The sequence below is a fragment of the Streptomyces sp. DF42 genome, assembly GCF_058267695.1.
The window spans coordinates 3873505-3893535 of the sequence record NZ_CM177859.1 but is presented as its reverse complement, the minus strand read 5'-3'; the positions used below and the strand labels follow the sequence as shown (position 1 = coordinate 3893535).

Genomic DNA, 20031 nt, shown 5'->3' with positions numbered 1-20031 from the left:
GTCAGACGGCGCCCGTGCTGGTGGGAGACACGTCGGCGGTACGACGCCGACGCACCGCCCAGAACACCGCGCTGCCCGCGACGACGGTCACACCCACGCCGATCACGCCCGCGAGGCCGCCGGACAGCCGGGCGTCGGAGACGTCCCTGACGCCGTAGCCGGCGAGCGGGGAGTCGGACGACGCGTGCTTCCCGGTCCTGCTGTCGATGCCCTTGTCGTGGGCGACCTTCTCCAGGCCGTCGGGGTCGGCCGAGGCGTAGAAGCTGACGAACCCGGCGAGGACGAGGGAGGTGACCAGGCCCGTGATCCACAGCCCTCGGCGGGAGGTGCGCGCCGCGACGGGCGCGGAGCTCGCGGGCGCGGCGGGTACATCGACGAGTGCGCCGTCCACGCGCAGCTTGAGCTTCTGCTCCAGGCCGCGCGCGCCGTACACGAGATCCGGACGTACGGCGACGACCGCGCCGACGGTCAGCGCCGTGATGACCGCCTCGCCGACGCCGATCAGGACGTGCACACCGATCATGGCGGTGGCGACCTTGCCGATGGCGATGTCGGTGGTGCCGCCGATCGCGTAGATGAGGGTGAAGGCGCAGGCGGCGGCCGGCACGGACAGGAGCGCGGCGACGAAGGAGGCGGCGGTGATCGAGCGCCGCCTGCGGGGCAGCACCTTCACCAGGCCGCGGAAGACGGCGTATCCGACGACCGTCGTGACGATCGCCATGTCGGTGATGTTCACGCCGAGCGCGGTCAGGCCGCCGTCCGCGAAGAGGATGCCCTGCATGAGCAGGACGACGGACACGCACAGAACCCCGGTGAAGGGGCCGACGAGGATCGCCGCGAGCGCGCCGCCCAGCAGATGGCCGCTGGTCCCCGCCGCGACGGGGAAGTTCAGCATCTGCACGGCGAAGATGAACGCCGCCACGAGGCCGGCCAGCGGAGCCGTGCGCTCGTCGAGCTCGCGGCGCGCGCCGCGCAGACTCACGGCGAGGGCACCCGCGGCGGCGACACCGGTCGCGGCGGAGAGGGGAGCGTTGATGAATCCGTCGGGCACATGCACCGTTCGATGATAGTGGCTTGTTGCGAACTCCTTGCAACAGCGAGGGTCTCGTGCACAGATCCCGGCGCGGGTGAGTTGTCCTACGTCAAGGGGCGTGATTCGGAAAATATGGGACATTAGGGAGGGGTGAGCACACAGCTTCCACATAGATCACGCAGCGTGAGAGGGCCGTCACGATGTCCCTAGTCGAACAGTACGCACGAGCCCACATCGTCACGGACGCCGCCATCCCCGAGGACGAGACGATCCCCGTCGTCCTGCGCTACGACCCCGACGCCGACCCGCGCTCGGTGCGGGTCGGACTCCCCGGGACCCGTGAGTGGACCTTCTCGCGCTCGCTCCTGGAGCAGGGCCTGCGCGCCCCGGCCGGCAGCGGAGAGGTCCGCGTGTGGCCGTGCGGGCGGGTGCAGGCCGTGGTCGAGTTCCATTCGGCGCAGGGCGTCTCGGTCGTGCAGTTCGAGACCAAGTCCCTGCTGCGGTTCCTGCGCCGCACCTACATGGCGGCCGCGCCCGTCAGCCGCTGATCGGCCGTCGGCCACTGATCGGCCGCCGTACTCGGCTCAGCCGCCCATCCTCAGCAGCGCAGCCACGATCGGACCCGCCGTGTCGCCGCCGTGCCCGCCCGCCTGGACCACGCCCGCGGCCACGAGGTCGCCGCGGAACGCCGTGAACCAGCCGTTGGGCTTCTTCTGGCCGTCGACCTCCGCCGAACCCGTCTTCGCGCCGTAGTTCGGGCCGAGGCCCGCCATCGCCTTGGACGCCGTGCCGTACCCGGCCGTGTACTGCATGACCTCCTTCAGCTCGGCCTGCGTCTGCGACGACATCGTGCGCGAGGCCTTCGCCAGCGTGCGGTGGTCCACGCTCGGGGCGACCAGGTACGGCTGGTGGAAGGTGCCCGACTCCACGGTGGACGCCACCGACGCCATGTTCAGCGGGTTCATGCGCACACCGCCCTGCCCGATCAGGGAGGCGCCCATCTGCGCGCCGCTCTGCACGGGGACCGCGCCGTCGAAGGTCGGGACACCGATGGCCCAGTTGTTCATGCCGAGGCCGTAGACCTGCTGGGCCTCCTGCGTCAGGTCGCTGTTGGACAGCTTCGGCGCGAAGTTGATGAAGGCGTTGTTGCAGGAGGCCCCGAAGGCCAGCTTGAACGTGCCCTTCTTGATCTCCGAGTCGTCGTCGTTGTGGAACGTCCAGCCGGCGAGCTTGTACTTCTTGGGGCACGGGTGCGACTCGTCGGGGTGGACGAGGTCCTTCTCGAAGAGCATCGTCGACGTCACGATCTTCATCGTGGAGCCCGGCGCCAGGGAACCCTGGAAGGCGACGTTGAAGCCGTGGGAGGTGTTGGCGACGGCCAGGATCTCGCCGGTCGAGGGGCGCATCACGACCGCGGACGCCTTCGCCTGCTTGGCCACCTGCTGCTCGGCGGCCGCCTGCAGCGTCGGGCTCAGCGTCGTCTTCACCGAGCCGGGAGTGCCCTTGCTCAGGGCCAGCAGCGTCTTGTCGGAGTACTTGGCCTTCTCGGAGGCCTTGCCGCGCAGCACGCGCAGTTCGATGCCCGCCTTGCCGCCGGCGATCTTGCCGTACTTCTCCCGCAGCCCGTCCAGGACCGGGCCCAGCGACGGGTACTTGGCGGTCGTCAGCTCGCCGCCGTCGCGGTCGTACGCCTTGACCGGGGGCGTCCCGGACTCGCCGGTGACCAGGGTGTCGCCGTCCCTCAGGTCGGGGTGCACGACGGAGGCGTGCCAGTCGACGTACGGCTTGCCGTCCGTCCTGCTGCGCACGACCGTCAGCGAACTCTCGTACGCGAGCGGCTTCTTGGTGCTCTTGTACGACACCGTGCCCTTGACGGAGAAGGGGACCTTGTCGCCGGTGCGGGTGCCCTCGGTGAGTGTGACGCCCGTGATGTGGGCGTCCTTGGTGTAGCCGGTCAGCAGGGCGGTGGCCGCCGCCGAGTCGTTCGTGGCGGCGGCCGCCTTCGTCACCTTGCCCTGCTGCCAGGCCGCCAGGAAGCCCTGCGCCGCCGTCTTCACCTCGGTCGCGGACAGCGGACCGGTCTTGATGTCCTTGTGGTCGGCGCCCGCGGACGACGTCGAGCTCCGGTCGTCGGCCGCCGCCCCGCTGCCGTACAGCGCGTAGGCGCCGAAGCCGGCGCCGCCGATCACCACGGCGATCATCCCGCCGACCACGGCGGGTTTGGTCTTCCGTCGCTCGGCGACGCGCCTTCTGTTGCCCACTGCTCCCGATCCTCCGCAGTTCCCAGGGTCCCCGTTGCCCCCAACCATCCCAACGACGCCAACAGCCTAGAGTCCCTTCCTGTACGGGTGACTTCAGCCGCCACTCCGTAGCACAGCTGCGACAATCGGGCCGGCCGCGTCGATGCCGTGGCCGCCGTCCTGGGTCATGGCCGCGGCGGCGATGTCATTGCGGTAACCCGTGAACCAGCTGTTGGACTTGGACTGTCCGTCGACCTCGGCGGAACCGGTCTTCGCGCCGACGGTGCCGCTCAGGCCCGCCATCACGCCGGCTGCCGTGCCGCTGGTGGCGGTGCGGTTCATCATCGCCCGCAGCTGGGCGACCGTACCCGCGGGCAGCCCCTGGGCGGTGGCGAGTTCGCGGTCGTCGAGCTTCGGCGAGACGATGACCGGCTGGCGGAAGCCGCCCGTCATCGCGGTCGCCGTCACCGACGCCATGTTCAGCGGGCTCAGCTGCACCTGGCCCTGGCCGATCATGTTCGCCGCCGTGTCCGGGCCGCCGGAGGCCGGGACCGAGCCGTCGAAGGACGGGATGCCGGTCTTCCAGTTGTCCCGGCCGAGTCCGAAGCGGTTCTCCGCCTCGTTCGTGAGGGAGTCCACCTTCACCTCGTCCGCGTACTTCACGAACGCCGTGTTGCAGGAGCGGGCGAAGCTCTCGGAGAGGGTGGCCTTCTCGTTCGGCTTCATGTCCCCCAGGTTGTGGAAGGTCTGGCTCTGCCACACCGCCTCGTTCGGGCAGGGAGCCGGGCCGTTCATGCTGGTGATGCCGTTGTCTATGAGCGTGGCCGCGCTGATGATCTTCATCGTGGAGCCGGGGGCCAGCTTGCCCAGGAACGCCGCGTTGAAGCCGTCGTCACGGTGGTTGGCGACCGCCAGCACCTCACCCGTGCTCGGCTTGACGGCCACCACGGACGACTCGGCGTACTTCTTGACCGCCGTCTCGGCCGCCGCCTGAGCACTCGCGCTGAGCGTGGTCCGCAGCTTGCCCGGCTTGCCCTTGGCCAGGGTGAGCAGCGTCGTGTCGGCCGAGCCCTCGGCCTCGTGCCGGATGGACAGCTCCACACCGGGCGTACCGCCCGAGGTCTCGCCGTACTTGGCGCGCAGTTCGTCCAGGATCGGGCCCAGCGACGGGTACTTCTCCTTGGTCAGTACGGCGCCGCCCCGGTCCACGGCCTCGATCTCGGGGTTCGCCGACTCACCGGTGACCAGCGTGTCGCCCTTCTGCAGCTGGGGATGGACGACGGCCGGCTGCCAGTCGACCAGCGCCCGGCCGGTGGTTTTGCCCCGCACCACCGTCAGCTCGCTCTTGTACGTCAGGGGCTTGGATCTGCCCTCGTACGACACCGTTGCCTTGACCGTGAAAGGGATGGTGGCGCCGCTCGCGGTGCCCGGCGTGATCTTCACGCCCGTGATGTGCGCGTCCTGGCCGTAGGCGGTCAGCAGCGGACCGGCCGCCGCGTCGTTGTTCGTGTACGAAGCCGCCTCGGTCGGCTTCCCCCGCTCCCAGGCCGTGAAGAACTTCGCCGACGTCTGCTTGATCTCGCCGCTGCTGGGCGGCCCGGTCCGCTCCGGCGCCGGTCCGCTCGACCCCGAGCCTCCGCCGTCGCCGTTCAGTGCGGACACGATGTTGAAGGCGCCGTAGCCGGCACCGCCGATCATCACGGCGAACACGCTGCCGATGACAGCGGTTCTGACCCCCCTGCCCATGGTTCCCCTCCCCGTACCCCGTTGTGTGGTGTGCGGGATCCCCTCCGAACCCTTTTCTGAACGTGTTCAAGAAGGATCCCGCACGGGCACACTACGCGGCGGAGGTGCCGGATGGGGCGTGAGTTCCCCGATTGGTGCGGCTCACCGGAGAGCGGCCGGCAGGCCTCACCGGAGACCGGCCGCCTCCACCAGGCTGTTCACCGCACTCACGACGGGGGCACCCACGTCGCCGACCAGGGCGGCGATTCCGGCGATCGAGGCCGGCGCCCCGCGCAGCCGGCCCCGGTCCTGCGTCGCGCCGTCGCGGAGCACCTCGACGGAGGTGTCGAGGGCCTGGCGGTCACCCGCGGGGACCTGTCCGCGCAGTGCCAGGGCCGCCTCGATCAGCTGCTCCAGCGCGGCCTGCGGGCTCGCGGCGCCCTGGTTCTTGATGATGCCGATGTTGCCGTCCCCCCACTGCATCACCGAGTCGCCGCTCACGTGGTCACCTTTCCGACGTTGTGGTCGCCGTACTGGTAGATGCTGTCGCCGCTGATGTTGTACGTCGGCATCTGGTAGTGGAACTGGACCTCCGGGTTGTCCATCGCCTCCATGAGCTGGTGGAAGAGCTGATCCATCAGCTTCTTGTCGTCGCTGGGCAGCGCGGTCTGCGGAGTTCCCGACGTGGTGATCTGCAGGACGTACAGCGTCGGTGCCGCCAGCACCTTCTGCAGTTCGAGCCAGCCGCGGAGCGCGAGGCCGAGCGCGACGAGGACGATCACGATGCCGACCACCGCCGACACCCCCATGAGCCCGAGGCCGAAGAGCAGCACGACGGCCTGGACGATCGCGCCCTTGATGAACTTCGACCGGGCCGCGGCGCGATTGGGTACCAGTTCCCGCATCGACGTGCGCGCGATGTTGCGCAGCGGATAGGTGTCGGACCCGATCCACAGAGCGCCCTTGCTGACGTGCACGTCGGTGATGTTGCGCGAATACGACATGCGTCACTCCCCCCTGTTTTTCCGAAAGAGGAGTAAGCGGTATTGAATTTCTGGGTGTGCAAATTGCATAAGATATGAAGTGGCGTCTTTGACCGTATTCCGGTCGAATATGGCTACACCCAGGTGTCCAGCCACATCCGCGACCGCCAGTCGTCGACCGGGATGGCGGTCCCGGTGTACAGCGGCCAGAAGTAGATGAAGTTCCAGGCGATCAGCAGGACCAGGACGCCCGCGCCCGTCGCCCCGGCCACCCGGCGGGTCTCGCTGGAGCCGGGCGGGCCGATGAGCGCGCCGAGCAGCATCGCCACCGCCAGACAGAGGAACGGCACGAAGACGACGGCGTAGAAGTAGAAGATCGTCCGCTCCTGGTACAGGAACCAGGGCAGATAGCCGGCCGCGATGCCGCAGGCGATGGCGCCCGCGCGCCAGTCGCGGCGCAGCAGCCAGCGGTAGAGGACGTAGAGGATCGCGAAGCAGGCCACCCACCACAGCAGCGGTGTGCCGATCGCGAGGACCTCACGGGCGCACTTCTGGCCCGCGTCGGCGGGGCAGCCGTCCTGGCCGGCCGAGGGGGACTCGTAGAAGTACGAGACCGGGCGGCCGTCGACGATCCAGCTCCACGGGTTGGACATGTAGGTGTGCGGCGAATGCAGGCCGACGTGGAACTTGTAGACCTCGTGCTCGTAGTGCCACAGGCTGCGCCACCAGTCGGGGAACAGCCAGGTCCAGCTGGAGCCCTTGCCGTCGGTGGCGGCCCAGTTGCGGAAGTAGCCGCCGGAGCCGTTCGCGGGGGAGAGGATCCAGCCGGTCCAGGACAGGAGGTAGGTCGCGATCGCGACCGGGACCGTGGCCAGGAACGTGATGCCCGTGTCGCGCTTGAGCACCGCGCCGTACGGGTGCCGGGCGCCCGCCACCTTGCGCGAGCCGACGTCCCAGAGGACCGCCATCACGCAGAAGGCGATCAGGATGTAGAGGCCGTTCCACTTGGTGCCGATGGCCAGGCCCAGCATCAGGCCGGCCAGCCAGCGCCAGGGGCGCCATCCCAGGCGGGTGGCCTCGGCGATGTGCGGATCCGGGCGGACATGGCCGTCGGCGTCCGGCAGGAGCGCGGCCGCGAGTTTCTCCCGCGCCCTGTCACGGTCGATGACCAGACAGCCGAACGCCGCGAGCACGAAGAACATCAGCACGCCGTCGAGCAGCGAGGTACGGCTCATCACGAACGCGAGGCCGTCCACCGCCATCAGGCCGCCGGCCAGACAGCCGAGGAAGGTCGAGCGGAAGATACGGCGCCCGATACGGCACAGCATCAGGACCGACAGCGTCCCGAGCAGCGCCGTCATGAACCGCCAGCCGAAGGGGTCGAACCCGAAGAGCAGCTCGCCGATCCCGATGACGTACTTGCCGACCGGCGGATGCACGACGTACGCCGCGTCCGTCGGGATCGGGACGTGGCCGTTCCTGGCGAGGATCAGATCGTTGGCGTTCTTGTCCCAGTTGACCTCGAAGCCGCGGTGGACGAGCGCCCACGCGTCCTTGGCGTAGTACGTCTCGTCGAATATCACCGCCCTCGGGCTGCCCAGGTGCCAGAACCGCATTACGCCCGCCATCAGCGTCACCAGCAGCGGGCCGCCCCAGCCGGACCAGCGCGCGATCCGCTCGGCGAGCGCCTTCGGCACGCCCAGGACCTGCCACAACCGCGGGCTGGGCTGCACGTACGACGGCACCAGGCGCGCGCGCACGTCGCTTCTGGGCCCCGCCGTGTATCCGAAACGGCGCAGCCGCTGCTGCCACGACGGCCGCTGGTCGTGCGGGTTCTGGCCTTGCCGGGTGTCCGGGGAGGACGCGGTACTGGTCACCGCGCCATCGTAGGGAACGGTGCTGTGTGAGTCCCGTGCATGTGCGGTAACGAGCCGGACGCGTCCGCCCGTGTCCCTGCGCACCCGGTCGCCCCTGGGAGGATGGGGAGGTGACTGGAACCCTTGTTTTGGCGGGCACCCCCATCGGCGACGTCGCGGACGCGCCGCCCCGGCTGGCGGCGGAGCTGGCCGGGGCCGACGTGGTCGCCGCCGAGGACACACGGCGGCTGAGGCGTCTGACGCAGGCGCTGGGCGTCACGCCCAAGGGGCGGATCGTGTCGTACTTCGAGGGCAACGAGTCGGCCCGTACACCCGAACTCGTCGAGGAACTCGTCGGCGGCGCGCGCGTGCTGCTCGTCACGGACGCCGGGATGCCGTCCGTGTCCGACCCCGGGTACCGGCTGGTCGCCGCAGCCGTCGAGAAGGACATCCTGGTCACGGCCGTGCCCGGCCCGTCCGCCGTGCTCACCGCGCTCGCGCTGTCCGGGCTGCCCGTCGACCGCTTCTGCTTCGAGGGGTTCCTGCCGCGCAAGGCGGGGGAGCGGCTGACGCGCCTCAGGGAGGTCGCCGAGGAGCGCCGGACCCTCGTCTACTTCGAGGCCCCGCACCGTCTCGACGACACCCTCGCCGCCATGGCCGAGGTGTTCGGGGCCGAGCGGCGGGCCGCCGTGTGCCGGGAGCTGACCAAGACGTACGAGGAGGTCAGGCGCGGCGGGCTGGCCGAGCTCGCGGCATGGGCGGCCGAGGGGGTGCGCGGTGAGATCACCGTGGTCGTCGAGGGTGCGCCCGAGAAGGGGCCGGGAGAACTCGACGCCGCCGAGCTGGTGCGGCGGGTCCGGGTGCGCGAGGAGGCGGGGGAGCGGCGCAAGGAGGCGATCGCGGCGGTCGCCGCCGACGCGGGGCTGCCCAAACGGGAGGTCTTCGACGCGGTTGTGGCCGCGAAGAACGCCGCGTCCACCAGTGGTTCGTGAGGACTTCGTGAAGTCCGCCACACCGCCTCTGAGCAGGGCGCATCTCGCCTGAGCGGGCGCCCCACGGGCAGGCAAAAGACTGTCTTGCTAAGCAAAGCCCACAGGGCTCACGGGGGCCGGTACGGCAAGGAAAGTCCAAATCGACTCCAACAGTCGACAGCCCTGATGCATTCGCTCCGGCGGAAGCGTCCACTGGTCGAAGGGACGCACCCGTCCCTTTGTCCAGCGGACAAGAGGAGCTGGCATGAGTGAGATCGCAGGGCAGTCCGGCCTCCGCGGTGCGGCGACCGCAGTCGTGCACGAGTCGTATTCCTTCGCCTGCATGCGCTGTGGGCACGGCTGGGAGCAGTCGTACGAGATAGAGCACCACAAGGACGTCGAGGGCCACCAGTTCGTGATGTACGTGGCCGACGGCCAGGTCGTGCCCTCACCGCTGTCCAAGCCGACGTGCCACAACTGCGACAGCCATGTCGTACGGATCATGCGGCCGGGGCAGGTCTCGTCCGTGCGCGACGCCGTGCACCCGCAGCAGCGCCGGACGCCCCAGGCCGGGCCGGTCGAGGTGCCGGAGCAGGGAGCCGGGGCCGGGCAGCAGGACCACCACTGGCATCTGTCCGATCTCCTGCACCCCTTCCGCAAGGCGAGCTGACAGCTCCGGCAGCGGGGCGGGCATGCCCCTTTCGTAGGATCGGGGCATGCCTTCGAACACCTCCGGCCCCAGCGAGAAGACCGTCGAGAAGAACGCGGCGCCGCCGCTCCCGGAACCTCTCCGGGTGGCCGTCGCCGACTCCCACACCCACCTCGACATGCAGTCCGGCACGGTCGAGGAGGGCCTCGCGAAGGCCGCTTCGGTGGGTGTGACGACGGTCGTGCAGGTCGGCTGCGACGTACGCGGCTCGCAGTGGGCCGCCGAGACGGCGGGACTGTACGACGCCGTCCACGCGACCGTCGCCCTCCACCCCAACGAGGCGCCGCGCATCGTCCACGGAGACCCCGACGGCTGGTCCCGGCAGGGCGCGCGCCAACCGGGCGGCACGGCGGCGCTCGACGAGGCGCTCGCCGAGATCGAGCGCCTGGCCGCGCTCCCCCAGGTCAAGGGCGTCGGCGAGACCGGCCTCGACCGCTTCCGCACCGGCCCCGAGGGCATGGCCGCCCAGGAGGCCTCCTTCCGGGCCCACATCGAGATCGCCAAGCGGCAGGGCAAGGCCCTCGTCATCCACGACCGCGACGCCCACGCCGACGTGCTGCGCATCCTCAAGGAGGAGGGCGCCCCCGAGCGGACGGTGTTCCACTGCTACTCCGGCGACGCCGAGATGGCTCAACTGTGCGCCCGCGCCGGATACTTCATGTCCTTCGCCGGCAACATCACCTTCAAGAACGCCCAGAATCTGCGGGACGCGCTCGCCGTGGCACCCCTGGAGCTGGTCCTGGTGGAGACCGACGCGCCGTTCCTGACACCGGTGCCGTACCGCGGACGGCCCAATGCCCCGTATCTCATTCCGGTCACGGTGCGCGCGATGGCGGCCGTGCGGGGCATCGACGAGGACGCGCTGGCGACAGCCCTCGCCGCGAACACCGCGCTGGCCTTCGGCTACTGAGGGTGCACGATACGTAACCCTCCGGTAACGCGGGGCGGGCCCGACCCGGCCCGATCGCGACCCTGTGTAGTTGCGCCGCTTTGGAGAGTGACACTCGCTCCGCTAGGTTCTGGTGCCCGATCCGGACTCCTCTGGACCCCGGACCCCTCTGGACCCCTCCGGCCCCTGGAGCGTGTCGGCGTGAGCAACTCGCAGTACTCGAAGGACTCGCAGTACGAGACGTATGAGTCGCCCGGCCCGAACCCGGGCTACCCGCCGCCGGAGTACGGCGGTTTCGATGTGCACAGCGCGCGGACGCTGGCGTACGGGATGCCCGGGTCGAACGGTGACACGTACCGGCCCGCCTACGAGTCGGCCCGGTCTGCCGCGATGTCCGGGCCGGGTGAGACGCCCGGGCCGGTACTTCCCCGGCAGGTGGGGAGCGCGACGGGCGAGCCGTCGCGCGGATCCGCCAGGCCCGCCACGCCCCCCGCCCGCGCCGAGGCGAGCGAAGGAGGCCGAAGGGCCGCGCGCCGACGTAGGCCCCGGTACATGGAGCGCTCGGACAGCACCGTGCGCCGGCTGCTGCCCCAGGCACTGGTGGTCGCCTTCCTGGCCGGCGGCACCACCGCGTTCGTCGCCAAGGACAAGGCCGTCGAGCTGACGGTCGACGGGACCCCGCGCACCCTGCACACCTTCGCGGACGACGTGACCGAGCTGCTCTCGCAGGAAAGCGTCGAGGTGGGCGCGCACGACGTGGTCGCGCCCGCCCCCGGCACGCCGCTGGCCAGCGGTGACGAGGTCGCCGTGCACTATGGGCGCCCCGTGCGGCTCACCATCGACGGACACCGGCGCGAGGTGTGGACGACCGCGCACACCGTGCAGGGGGCGCTCGAACAGCTCGGGGTGCGCGCACAGGGCGCGTACATGTCCGTCTCCCGCTCCCAGCCCATCGGACGCGCCGGGCTCGCGCTCGACGTGCGTACCGAGCGCTCCCTGACGATCATGGCCGACGGTCACGCCCGCGCCCTCCGCACGAACGCCGCGACGGTGCGTGAGGCCGTGCAGGAGGCAGGCGTCGCCCTGCACGGCGAGGACACCACGTCCGTCCCGGCGGACAGCTTCCCGCGCGACGGGCAGACCGTCACCGTGCTGCGGATCAGGGGCTCCAAGGAGGTCCGCGAGGAGGCGATCCCGTTCAAGGTGGAGCGGACGGACGACCCTTTGCTGTTCAAGGGGACGGAGGTCGTGGAGCGGGCCGGACAGCCCGGGCTGCGGCGGGTCACCTACTCCCTGCGCACCGTCAACGGCGTGCGGCAGAAGCCGCGTGCGACCGACTCGGAGGTGGTGCGCGAGCCGCAGTCCGAGGTCGTGAAGGTCGGCACCAAGCCCCTGCCCACGTCCGTGCACGGCGCCGACGACCTGAACTGGAAGGGCCTCGCGGCCTGCGAGTCGGGCGGGCGGTCGCATGCCGTCGATCCCTCGGGGACCTACGGCGGCCTGTACCAGCTGGACTCCCGTACCTGGCACAGTGTCGGCGGCATGGGGCGGCCGCAGGACGCGCCGGCGGCGGAGCAGACACAGCGTGCGAAGAAGCTGTACGTGCGCCGGGGGGCGAGCCCCTGGCCGCATTGCGGGGTGCGGCTGCGCGGGTGAGCGGCGGCCTCGCGCCGCCCCGTACCCTTGTCGCCGTGAGTACCAGCCCCGCCCCCGACGCCCTCCTGGGCCCCGCCGACGTCCGTGAACTCGCGGCAGCCCTCGGCGTGCGGCCCACCAAGCAGCGCGGCCAGAACTTCGTGATCGACGCGAACACCGTGCGGCGCATCGTGCGCACCGCCGACGTCCGGCCGGACGACGTGGTGGTGGAGGTCGGCCCGGGGCTCGGCTCCCTCACGCTCGCGCTGCTGGAGGCCGCCGAGCGCGTCACCGCCGTCGAGATCGACGACGTACTGGCCGAGGCGTTGCCCGCCACCGTCGCGGCCCGGATGCCGGAGCGCGCCGAGCGGTTCGCGCTGGTGCACTCCGACGCGATGCGGGTGACCGAGCTGCCCGGGCCCGCCCCGACCGCGCTGGTCGCGAACCTCCCCTACAACGTCGCCGTGCCGGTCCTCCTGCACATGCTCGAGACCTTCCCGAGCATCGAGCGCACCCTCGTCATGGTGCAGGCGGAGGTCGCCGACCGCCTCGCCGCCGCGCCCGGCTCGCGGGTGTACGGCGTCCCGTCCGTGAAGGCCAACTGGTACGCCGAGGTCAAGCGGGCCGGCGCCATCGGGCGCAAGGTCTTCTGGCCCGCGCCGAACGTCGACAGCGGGCTCGTCTCGCTCGTCCGCCGGAGCGAGCCGATCAAGACCACGGCCTCCCGGCGCGAGGTGTTCGCCGTCGTCGACGCGGCGTTCGCCCAGCGGCGCAAGACCCTGCGGGCCGCGCTCGCCGGATGGGCGGGCTCGGCCCCCGCGGCGGAGGCGGCACTCGTGGCCGCCGGAGTCTCGCCGCAGGCGCGCGGGGAGGCCCTCACCGTCGAGGAGTTCGCGCGCATCGCCGAGCACGCCGGAAAAACCGAGCACGCCGGAAAAACCGAGCACGCCGGAAATGCCGAGCAGGCCAAGCGGGCCAAGCGGGCCGAGCACGCCAAGCGGGCCGAGCACGCCGAGCACGCCGAGCACGCCGAGCACGCCGAGCACGCCGAGCACGCCGAGCACGCCGAGAACAAGGAGCCCGGGCAGAAGTGAGCGTCACCGTCCGCGTCCCCGCCAAGGTCAACGTCCAGCTCGCGGTGGGCGCCGCCCGCCCCGACGGCTTCCACGACCTGGCCAACGTCTTCCTCGCGGTCGGCCTCCACGACGAGGTGACCGTGACGCCCGCCGCGGAACTCCGCGTCACCTGCACGGGCCCCGACGCCGACCAGGTGCCCCTGGACCGCACGAACCTGGCGGCGCGCGCGGCGCTCGTGCTCGCCGAGCGGCGCGGCATCGAGCCGGCCGTGCACCTCCACATCGCCAAGGACATCCCGGTCGCCGGCGGTATGGCGGGCGGCAGTGCGGACGGCGCGGGCGCCCTGCTGGCCTGCGACAGGCTGTGGGGGACGGGCGCCTCCCGGGCCGAACTCCTCGCCATCTGCGCGGAGTTGGGCAGTGACGTGCCGTTCGGCATGGTGGGCGGGGCCGCACTCGGCACCGGCCGCGGGGAGAAGCTGCGCACGCTGGAGGTCGGCGGAACCTTCCACTGGGTCTTCGCGATGGCCGACCGCGGACTGTCCACCCCGGCCGTCTTCCGCGAGTTCGACCGGCTGGGGGAGGGGCTCGACATCCCCGAGCCCGTCGCCTCCGAGGAGCTTCTGGACGCGCTCGCGAAGGGCGACCCGGACGCGCTCGCCGCGGCCGTGTCCAACGACCTGCAGCCCGCCGCCCTCTCGCTCTTCCCGGAGCTCGCCGACACCCTCGCGGCCGGCCGCACCGCCGGCGCCCTCACCGCGCTGGTCTCGGGCTCGGGTCCGACCACGGCGTTCCTCGCCCGGGACGCGGAGTCGGCGGCCAAGGTGGCGGACGCGCTGAAGACCTCGGGCACGTGCCGCACGGTGCGCACGGCACCGGGGCCCGTGCCGGGCGCGACGGTGCTGAGCGGCCGACGGCCCTGAGCTGCTGACGGGGGCCGACGCCGGGACCCGTGAAAGGCAAGGCGCCCCGCCGACTACCCTGGAAGGTCGATCGACCCCCTGGGCAGGAGAGTAATGGCCGTCAATCTGGTCAATGTCGAGAACGTCAGCAAGGTGTACGGCACTCGTGCCCTCCTCGACGGCGTCTCCCTCGGCGTCTCGGAGGGCGACCGGATCGGGGTCGTGGGGCGCAACGGAGACGGCAAGACGACCCTCATCCGCATGCTGGCCAAGCTGGAGGAGGCCGACACGGGGCGGGTCACCCACTCCGGCGGGCTCCGCCTCGGCGTGCTCACACAGCACGACTCCCTCGACCCGAACGCCACCGTCCGGCACGAGGTCATCAGGGACATGGAAGACCACGAGTGGGCCGGGAACGCGAAGGTGCGCGACGTGCTCACCGGGTTGTTCGGAGGGCTCGACCTGCCCGGCTTCCCGCAGGGACTCGACACCGTCATCGCGCCCCTCTCCGGCGGCGAGCGCCGGCGTATCGCGCTCGCCAAGCTGCTCATCGAGGAACAGGACCTGATCGTCCTCGACGAGCCCACCAACCACCTCGACGTCGAGGGCATCTCCTGGCTCGCCCGGCATCTGCGGGAGCGGCGGTCCGCGCTCGTGTGCGTGACCCACGACCGGTGGTTCCTCGACCAGGTGTGCACGAGCATGTGGGACGTGCAGAAGGGCGACGTCTACGAGTACGAGGGCGGCTACACCGACTACGTCTTCGCCCGCGCCGAGCGCGAGCGCATCGCCGCCACCGAGGAGACCAAGCGGCAGAACCTGGTCCGCAAGGAGCTGGCCTGGCTGCGCCGCGGCGCCCCCGCCCGTACGTCCAAGCCGCGCTTCCGCGTCGAGGCCGCCAACGAGCTGATCGCGGACGTACCGCCGCCGCGCGACAGCAGCGAGCTGATGAAGTTCGCCTCCACCCGGCTCGGGAAGACCGTCTTCGACCTGGAAGACGTCACCGTGCAGGCCGGTCCCAAGGTGCTGCTCAAGCACGTCACCTGGCAGCTGGGGCCCGGCGACCGCATCGGCCTGGTCGGTGTCAACGGCGCCGGCAAGACCTCCCTCCTGCGCGCCATGGCCGAGGCCGCCCGCAGCGAGGGCGAGACGCAGCCCGCCGCCGGGCGGGTCGCCGTCGGCAGGACCGTCAAGCTCGCGTACCTCTCCCAGGAGGTCGCCGAGCTCGACCCGAACCTGCGGGTCCTGGAGGCGGTGGCGCAGGTGCGCGAGCGCGTCGACCTCGGCAAGGGGCGGGAGATGACCGCCGGGCAGCTGTGCGAGACGTTCGGGTTCAACAAGGAGAAGCAGTGGACGCCGGTCGGCGACCTGTCCGGCGGTGAGCGGCGGCGGCTGCAACTGCTGCGGCTGCTCATGGACGAGCCCAACGTCCTCTTCCTCGACGAGCCCACCAACGACCTCGACATCGAGACCCTGACCCAGCTGGAGGACGTTCTCGACGGCTGGCCCGGCTCGATGATCGTCATCTCCCACGACCGGTTCTTCGTCGAACGCACCACCGACCGGGTCTTCGCCCTGCTCGGCGACGCCACCCTGCGGATGCTGCCGCGCGGCATCGACGAGTACCTGGAGCGGCGCCGGCGGATGGAGGAGGCGGTCGCCGCCTCGTCGCCGGTCGTGGAGAAGGCCGTACCCGAGAAGAGCGCGGCCGGCCAGCGCGCCGCCAAGAAGGAACTCCAGAAGATCGAGCGACAGCTCGACAAGGTCTCCGAGCAGGAGGCGAAGCTGCACGCCCAAATCGCCGAGAACGCCACGGACTTCGCGAAGGTGGCCCAACTCGACGCCGAATTGCGGGACTTGACGGGCCGACGCGAGGAGCTGGAACTGCAGTGGCTGGAACTCGCCGAGGACGCGTGAAGGGTGCGTGAAGGCGCATAACAGCGGCATCACGGGCCGGTTCTCCCTTGGGAACAGGGGATGAACCGGCCCGGTGCGCTGTCGGCCCCGAGTGATAGAAAGAGCCGTCTGAGAACTTTCTGAGTACGACTCTGGGTCCATCACGTACCTCAGGGCGTGGCTAAAAATCAGTGAACGAGGGGGAGACGCGCTGATGACTCAGCCGCCCAACCAGCCGCCGCAGCCCGGTGGTTTCGGAGCGCCGCAGAACCAGCCGCAGGACGGTTTCGGCGTTCCGCAGACCCCGCCGCCACCCCAGGGCCCGCCCCAGACGCCGCCGCCCCCACAGGCCCCGCCGTCCGGCGCCCCGCAGCCCGGCTACGGCTACCCCCAGGCGCCGCAGGCACCCCAGCAGCCCGGCCCGTACGGACAGCCCGGTCCCTACGGCCAGCCGGCGGGTCAGCCGGCGGCCCCCTACGGCCGGCCCGGCCCGTACGGACAGCCCCAGCAGCCCGGCCCGTACGGTCAGCAGCCCGGTTACGGCTACCCGCAGCCGCAGTACCCCGGCGCGCCCGGCACCCCGCCGCCCGGCCCCGGCTCCAAGAACCCGTTCAAGGGCAGGCCCGTGCTCGTCGTCGCGGCGGTGGTCGCCGCGCTGGCCGTCATCGGCGGCACCGTCCTCGTCGCGACCAGCGGGGGCGACGACGACAAGAAGAAGCCGGTCGCCGAGAAGAGCGACGACTCCAAGGCCTCCCCGTCCGATGCTCCGGCGAACCCCGGTGACGGCAGCGGCGACGGCGGCTCGGACTCCGAGAACCTCAACGAGGGCCGCCAGGCGGGCGAGTCGAAGGTCCTCTGGTACAAGGAGGCGCCGGACGCGCCCGGTTCCGGCGCCGACGCCCCCGGCATGTGGATCACCGACAAGGCGGCGGTGAAGGCGGCGTACAAGCAGGTCTTCGCCTACAACGTGGGCGACGGCAAACCCACTTGGGCCCCGATCACCTTCCCGCAGAAGATCTGCGCGGTCACCCACCAGCAGTCGGCCGACGACAAGGCCGTGGTGGCCTACGAGAGCGGCACCAGCGACCGCGCCCGGTGCAACCAGCTCCAGCAGATCGACCTGAACACCGGCGAGAAGGGCTGGAAGACCCAACTCGCCGACGGCGCACTGTTCGACAGCACCATCACCGTCTCCCTGTCCATCACCGGCAAGACGCTGATGGTGGGCCGCTCGCAGTCCGGAGTGGCGTACAACATCGACTCGGGCAAGAAGCTCTTCGACAAGAAGAAGTACGGCGACTCGTGCTTCCCGACCGCGTTCGCGGGCGGCAGCAGGCTGCTGTCCGTCGCCTCCTGCGACGCCACCGGATCGAACGAGCACGACGAGATGCAGCAGCTCGACCCGGCCACCGGCAAGGTCAAGTGGACGCAGAAGTTCGACAAGGGCTGGACGGTGGCGCGCACGTACTCCGTCGACCCGCTGGTCGTCTACAGTACGAACGAGGACAAGAAGGCGTGGAACATCTCCACGTTCAACGCCAACGGCACCTTCCGCTCGCAGGTGGGTTTCGACGAGAACTTCGGCCCCCAGTGCGGCTGGGCGATCCTCTCGCGTGACCTTCAGGGCTGCCAGGGCGTCGCCTCCGACGCCGCCACCCTCTACCTGCCGACCGACGCCACCACCGGCGCCAACGAGATCGTCGCGATCAACCTCGCGAACGGCAAGGAGAAGTGGCGCGTCAAGTCCCCCGCGGACGAGTCGATGCTGCCGATCAGGGTCGAGGGCGGAAAGCTCATCGCGTATGTCGAGCCGTCGTACGACGCGGGCGGCCAGGTCGTGTCGATCGCGACCGGCGGATCGAGCCACAAGCCGGTGAAACTGCTGCAGAACCCGGCAGGCACCGCGGAGATCGAGAACGGCTTCTTCTCCAAGGACTTCGACTGGGTCGACGGGCGCTTCTACCTCTCGACCACCCGGCTGACCGGCAATGACGAAGCGAAGGAGAAGTTGATGCTCGCCTACGGCAAGTGACTCTTCCCTCTCTTCCTTCGTTCACGCAGTCCCCGCCGCCCGGCCGCCACGCTTCGAGGTAACGCACACGATGACCCAGCCACCGCCCCCGCCGCCCCATCAGCCCCCGCAGCAGGGCGGTTTCGGCCCGCCCCAGGACCAGCCGCCGCAGCAGCCCGGCTTCGGCGCCCCGCAGCAGCCGGGCTACGGCCACCCGCAGGCGCCCCAGCAGCCCCAGGCTCCGCAGACACCCCCGCCGCCGCCTCCGCAGCAGCCCGGCTACGGCTATCCCCAGGCGCCGCAGCAGCCGCAGCCGCCGCAGACGCCCCCGGGCTACGGCTACCCCGGCCAGCAGCCGAACCCGTACGGGCAGACCCCGAACCCCTATGGCCAGCAGCCCGGTTACGGCTACCCGCAGCCGACCATGCCGCTGCAGCCGCAGGCCGGGCAGCCCGCCGGCGGGCGGGGGCTCAGCACGCAGACGACCATCATCGTCGCGGCGGTCGTCGCGATCGCGCTGATCGTCGGCGGCGGCATCTGGTACGCCTCGTCCGGCAAGGGCGACGACAAGAAGCACGACACCGCGAGTTCGAGCGGCGGCACCGGCGGTAAGGACGGCAAGGGCGACACCGGCGGGTCGTCGACCAAGGGCGACGAGAAGGTGCCCGCGAACCCCGGCTCCCATGTCCTGTTCCAGGTCCCGGAGCCCAAGGTGGACGACAGCACCGTCGTGGCGGGTTCGTGGCTCACCGACAAGGCCTACGTCAAGGCCGGCGTCGCCGAGATCAACGGCTACGACCCCGAAAAGGGCACCAAGCTCTGGACGATCGCGCTGCCCGGCCCGGTGTGCGAGGCCAGCTCGCACGCCACCGCGGACAACAAGACGGCCATCGTCTTCCAGCCGAAGATGCCGGCGAAGAACAGCTCGGCGGGCTGCAGCCAGGTCGCGGCGATCGACCTGGTCGCGGGCAAGAAGCTGTGGACGAAGACGGTCAACTCCGGTGACCGGCCGATCAGTCTGGACAACGTCACGGTCAGCGCGAACACCGTCGCCGCGGGCAGCAGCAGCGGCGGCGCCGCCTGGGACGTCACCTCCGGCAAGTCCCTGTGGGCCCCGAAGCCCACGGACACCTGCTACGACGCCGGTTACGCCGGCGGCGAGAAGCTGGTCGCGGTGCGCAAGTGCGGCTCCTACGACCAGCGCCAGCTGCACATCCAGACCATCGATCCGGAGTCCGGGAAGGTGATCTCGGAGTACAAGATGACCTCGGGCATCGAGTACGCCTCCGTCGTGTCGACGAACCCGCTGGTGGTGGCCGCCGACGTCGGCGACAGCGCGGGCGACGGCAGCGGCATCTCGGACTTCTTCTCCATCGACAACAAGACCGGCAAGCTGATCAACCGGATCTCGGCGCCGGGCGACCAGTTCGCGGCCAAGTGCGACGGCATCACGAGGGTCGAGGCGTGCACCGGCATCGCCGTCGGCAACGGCCGGCTGTACATCCCGACCGAGGAGCACGACGGCACCGGGGAGTACAGCCAGACCAACGAGATCGTCGCGTTCGACCTGGCCACCGGCAAGCAGACCGGCCAGCGCGGGGACGCGGGCGACGGTTACACGATCACCCCGCTGCGCATGGACGGCGCCAACGTGATCGCGTACAAGCGCCCGCCGTACGACAAGGGCGGACAGGTCGTCAGCATCGACGGCGGCTCCTTCAAGGAGACGAAGCTGCTGGAGAACCCGGCGACGGACTCGGTGCGCGACGTGGAGACGAGCATGTCCCCGGACTACTCCGAGATCATCTATGCGCAGGGGCACCTATACATGTCCGGGGTCTATGCCGACAAGCCGTCGGGTGCCGGCGACAAGGAGTACCTGGCGATCGCGTTCGGCGCCGGCGGCTGAGCCCGCGCGACAGCCGTGCCACGGCCCCGTCCCTGCTCAGGGGCGGGGCCGTGCGCGTACCCGGCGTCACCTCGCATGTCAGAAATTCCGTCGATCCGGGGCACTTCTCACCGTTAGGGGGAGCGCATCGTCGAACAAGCGTGTAGCTTCCGGGGGCATGAAGAGCGGGGGAGCCGGGGGGGCTTCTGTCCGCGCG

Annotated in this window: 16 protein-coding genes; 10 read left to right on the top strand and 6 right to left on the bottom strand. The window is 70.7% G+C overall.

Translation table 11 applies throughout. The annotated features are described in order from the left end of the window. Window position 1: 1 nt before the first annotated feature. On the bottom strand, window positions 2–1057 hold the full coding sequence (locus tag ACYUED_RS17635) for an energy-coupling factor ABC transporter permease (RefSeq protein WP_491293229.1): 1056 nt from the start codon (window positions 1055–1057) through the stop codon (window positions 2–4). 176 nt (window positions 1058–1233) lie between these two features. Here ACYUED_RS17635 and ACYUED_RS17630 point away from each other — a divergent pair, with 176 nt between their 5' ends. After that, the gene (locus ACYUED_RS17630; protein WP_491293228.1) at window positions 1234–1581 is read left to right on the top strand and encodes an SsgA family sporulation/cell division regulator; all 348 of its coding nucleotides are present in this window, start codon (window positions 1234–1236) and stop codon (window positions 1579–1581) included. A 36-nt stretch (window positions 1582–1617) separates the two neighbouring features. Here the strand turns inward: ACYUED_RS17630 and ACYUED_RS17625 are convergent, their stop codons facing one another. The 5 genes from ACYUED_RS17625 to ACYUED_RS17605 form a co-directional block, all read right to left on the bottom strand. Continuing rightward, a complete protein-coding gene (locus ACYUED_RS17625; RefSeq protein ID WP_491293227.1) occupies window positions 1618–3294 on the bottom strand; it encodes a penicillin-binding transpeptidase domain-containing protein in 1677 nt (558 codons plus the stop codon). Window positions 3295–3387: 93 nt separating this feature from the next. Beyond that, complete coding sequence (locus ACYUED_RS17620; RefSeq protein ID WP_491293226.1) at window positions 3388–5019, bottom strand: penicillin-binding transpeptidase domain-containing protein; 1632 nt, start codon at window positions 5017–5019, stop codon at window positions 3388–3390. Between the two features lie 165 nt (window positions 5020–5184). Beyond that, window positions 5185–5499, bottom strand: coding sequence for a hypothetical protein (locus ACYUED_RS17615; RefSeq protein ID WP_491293225.1), 315 nt, complete (start codon window positions 5497–5499; stop codon window positions 5185–5187). Beyond that, window positions 5496–6002, bottom strand: coding sequence for a DUF6232 family protein (locus ACYUED_RS17610; RefSeq protein ID WP_491293224.1), 507 nt, complete (start codon window positions 6000–6002; stop codon window positions 5496–5498). Before ACYUED_RS17610 ends, ACYUED_RS17615 begins: the two co-directional genes overlap by 4 nt. A gap of 113 nt (window positions 6003–6115) precedes the next feature. After that, window positions 6116–7858 carry a dolichyl-phosphate-mannose--protein mannosyltransferase gene (locus ACYUED_RS17605; protein ID WP_491293223.1) on the bottom strand — a complete coding sequence of 581 codons (1743 nt, stop codon included), beginning with the start codon at window positions 7856–7858 and terminating at the stop codon, window positions 6116–6118. Window positions 7859–7968: 110 nt separating this feature from the next. On the opposite strand from ACYUED_RS17605, the gene rsmI reads away from it, so the two are divergent. The 9 genes from rsmI to ACYUED_RS17560 all read left to right on the top strand — a co-directional run bounded on the left by rsmI (window position 7969) and on the right by ACYUED_RS17560 (window position 19835). Next, complete coding sequence (rsmI, locus tag ACYUED_RS17600; RefSeq protein ID WP_491293222.1) at window positions 7969–8829, top strand: 16S rRNA (cytidine(1402)-2'-O)-methyltransferase; 861 nt, start codon at window positions 7969–7971, stop codon at window positions 8827–8829. Between the two features lie 244 nt (window positions 8830–9073). Further along, window positions 9074–9478: a hypothetical protein gene (locus ACYUED_RS17595; RefSeq protein ID WP_491293221.1), complete on the top strand. Its 405-nt coding sequence runs from the start codon at window positions 9074–9076 to the stop codon at window positions 9476–9478. Between the two features lie 46 nt (window positions 9479–9524). Continuing rightward, window positions 9525–10427 (top strand): TatD family hydrolase, encoded by a 903-nt coding sequence (locus ACYUED_RS17590; RefSeq protein ID WP_491293220.1) that lies wholly within the window; start codon window positions 9525–9527, stop codon window positions 10425–10427. A gap of 180 nt (window positions 10428–10607) precedes the next feature. After that, window positions 10608–12062: a resuscitation-promoting factor gene (locus ACYUED_RS17585; RefSeq protein WP_491293219.1), complete on the top strand. Its 1455-nt coding sequence runs from the start codon at window positions 10608–10610 to the stop codon at window positions 12060–12062. Between the two features lie 35 nt (window positions 12063–12097). After that, the gene (gene rsmA, locus ACYUED_RS17580) at window positions 12098–13135 is read left to right on the top strand and encodes a 16S rRNA (adenine(1518)-N(6)/adenine(1519)-N(6))-dimethyltransferase RsmA (RefSeq protein ID WP_491293218.1); all 1038 of its coding nucleotides are present in this window, start codon (window positions 12098–12100) and stop codon (window positions 13133–13135) included. Continuing rightward, the gene (locus ACYUED_RS17575) at window positions 13132–14040 is read left to right on the top strand and encodes a 4-(cytidine 5'-diphospho)-2-C-methyl-D-erythritol kinase (protein ID WP_491293217.1); all 909 of its coding nucleotides are present in this window, start codon (window positions 13132–13134) and stop codon (window positions 14038–14040) included. Before rsmA ends, ACYUED_RS17575 begins: the two co-directional genes overlap by 4 nt. 93 nt (window positions 14041–14133) lie before the next feature. Further along, window positions 14134–15936, top strand: coding sequence for an ABC-F family ATP-binding cassette domain-containing protein (locus ACYUED_RS17570; RefSeq protein WP_491293216.1), 1803 nt, complete (start codon window positions 14134–14136; stop codon window positions 15934–15936). Between the two features lie 193 nt (window positions 15937–16129). Continuing rightward, window positions 16130–17947, top strand: a complete 1818-nt coding sequence (locus ACYUED_RS17565) for an outer membrane protein assembly factor BamB family protein (RefSeq protein ID WP_491293215.1) — start codon at window positions 16130–16132, stop codon at window positions 17945–17947. 70 nt (window positions 17948–18017) lie between these two features. Beyond that, a complete protein-coding gene (locus ACYUED_RS17560) occupies window positions 18018–19835 on the top strand; it encodes an outer membrane protein assembly factor BamB family protein (RefSeq protein ID WP_491293214.1) in 1818 nt (605 codons plus the stop codon). Window positions 19836–20031 lie beyond the last annotated feature (196 nt).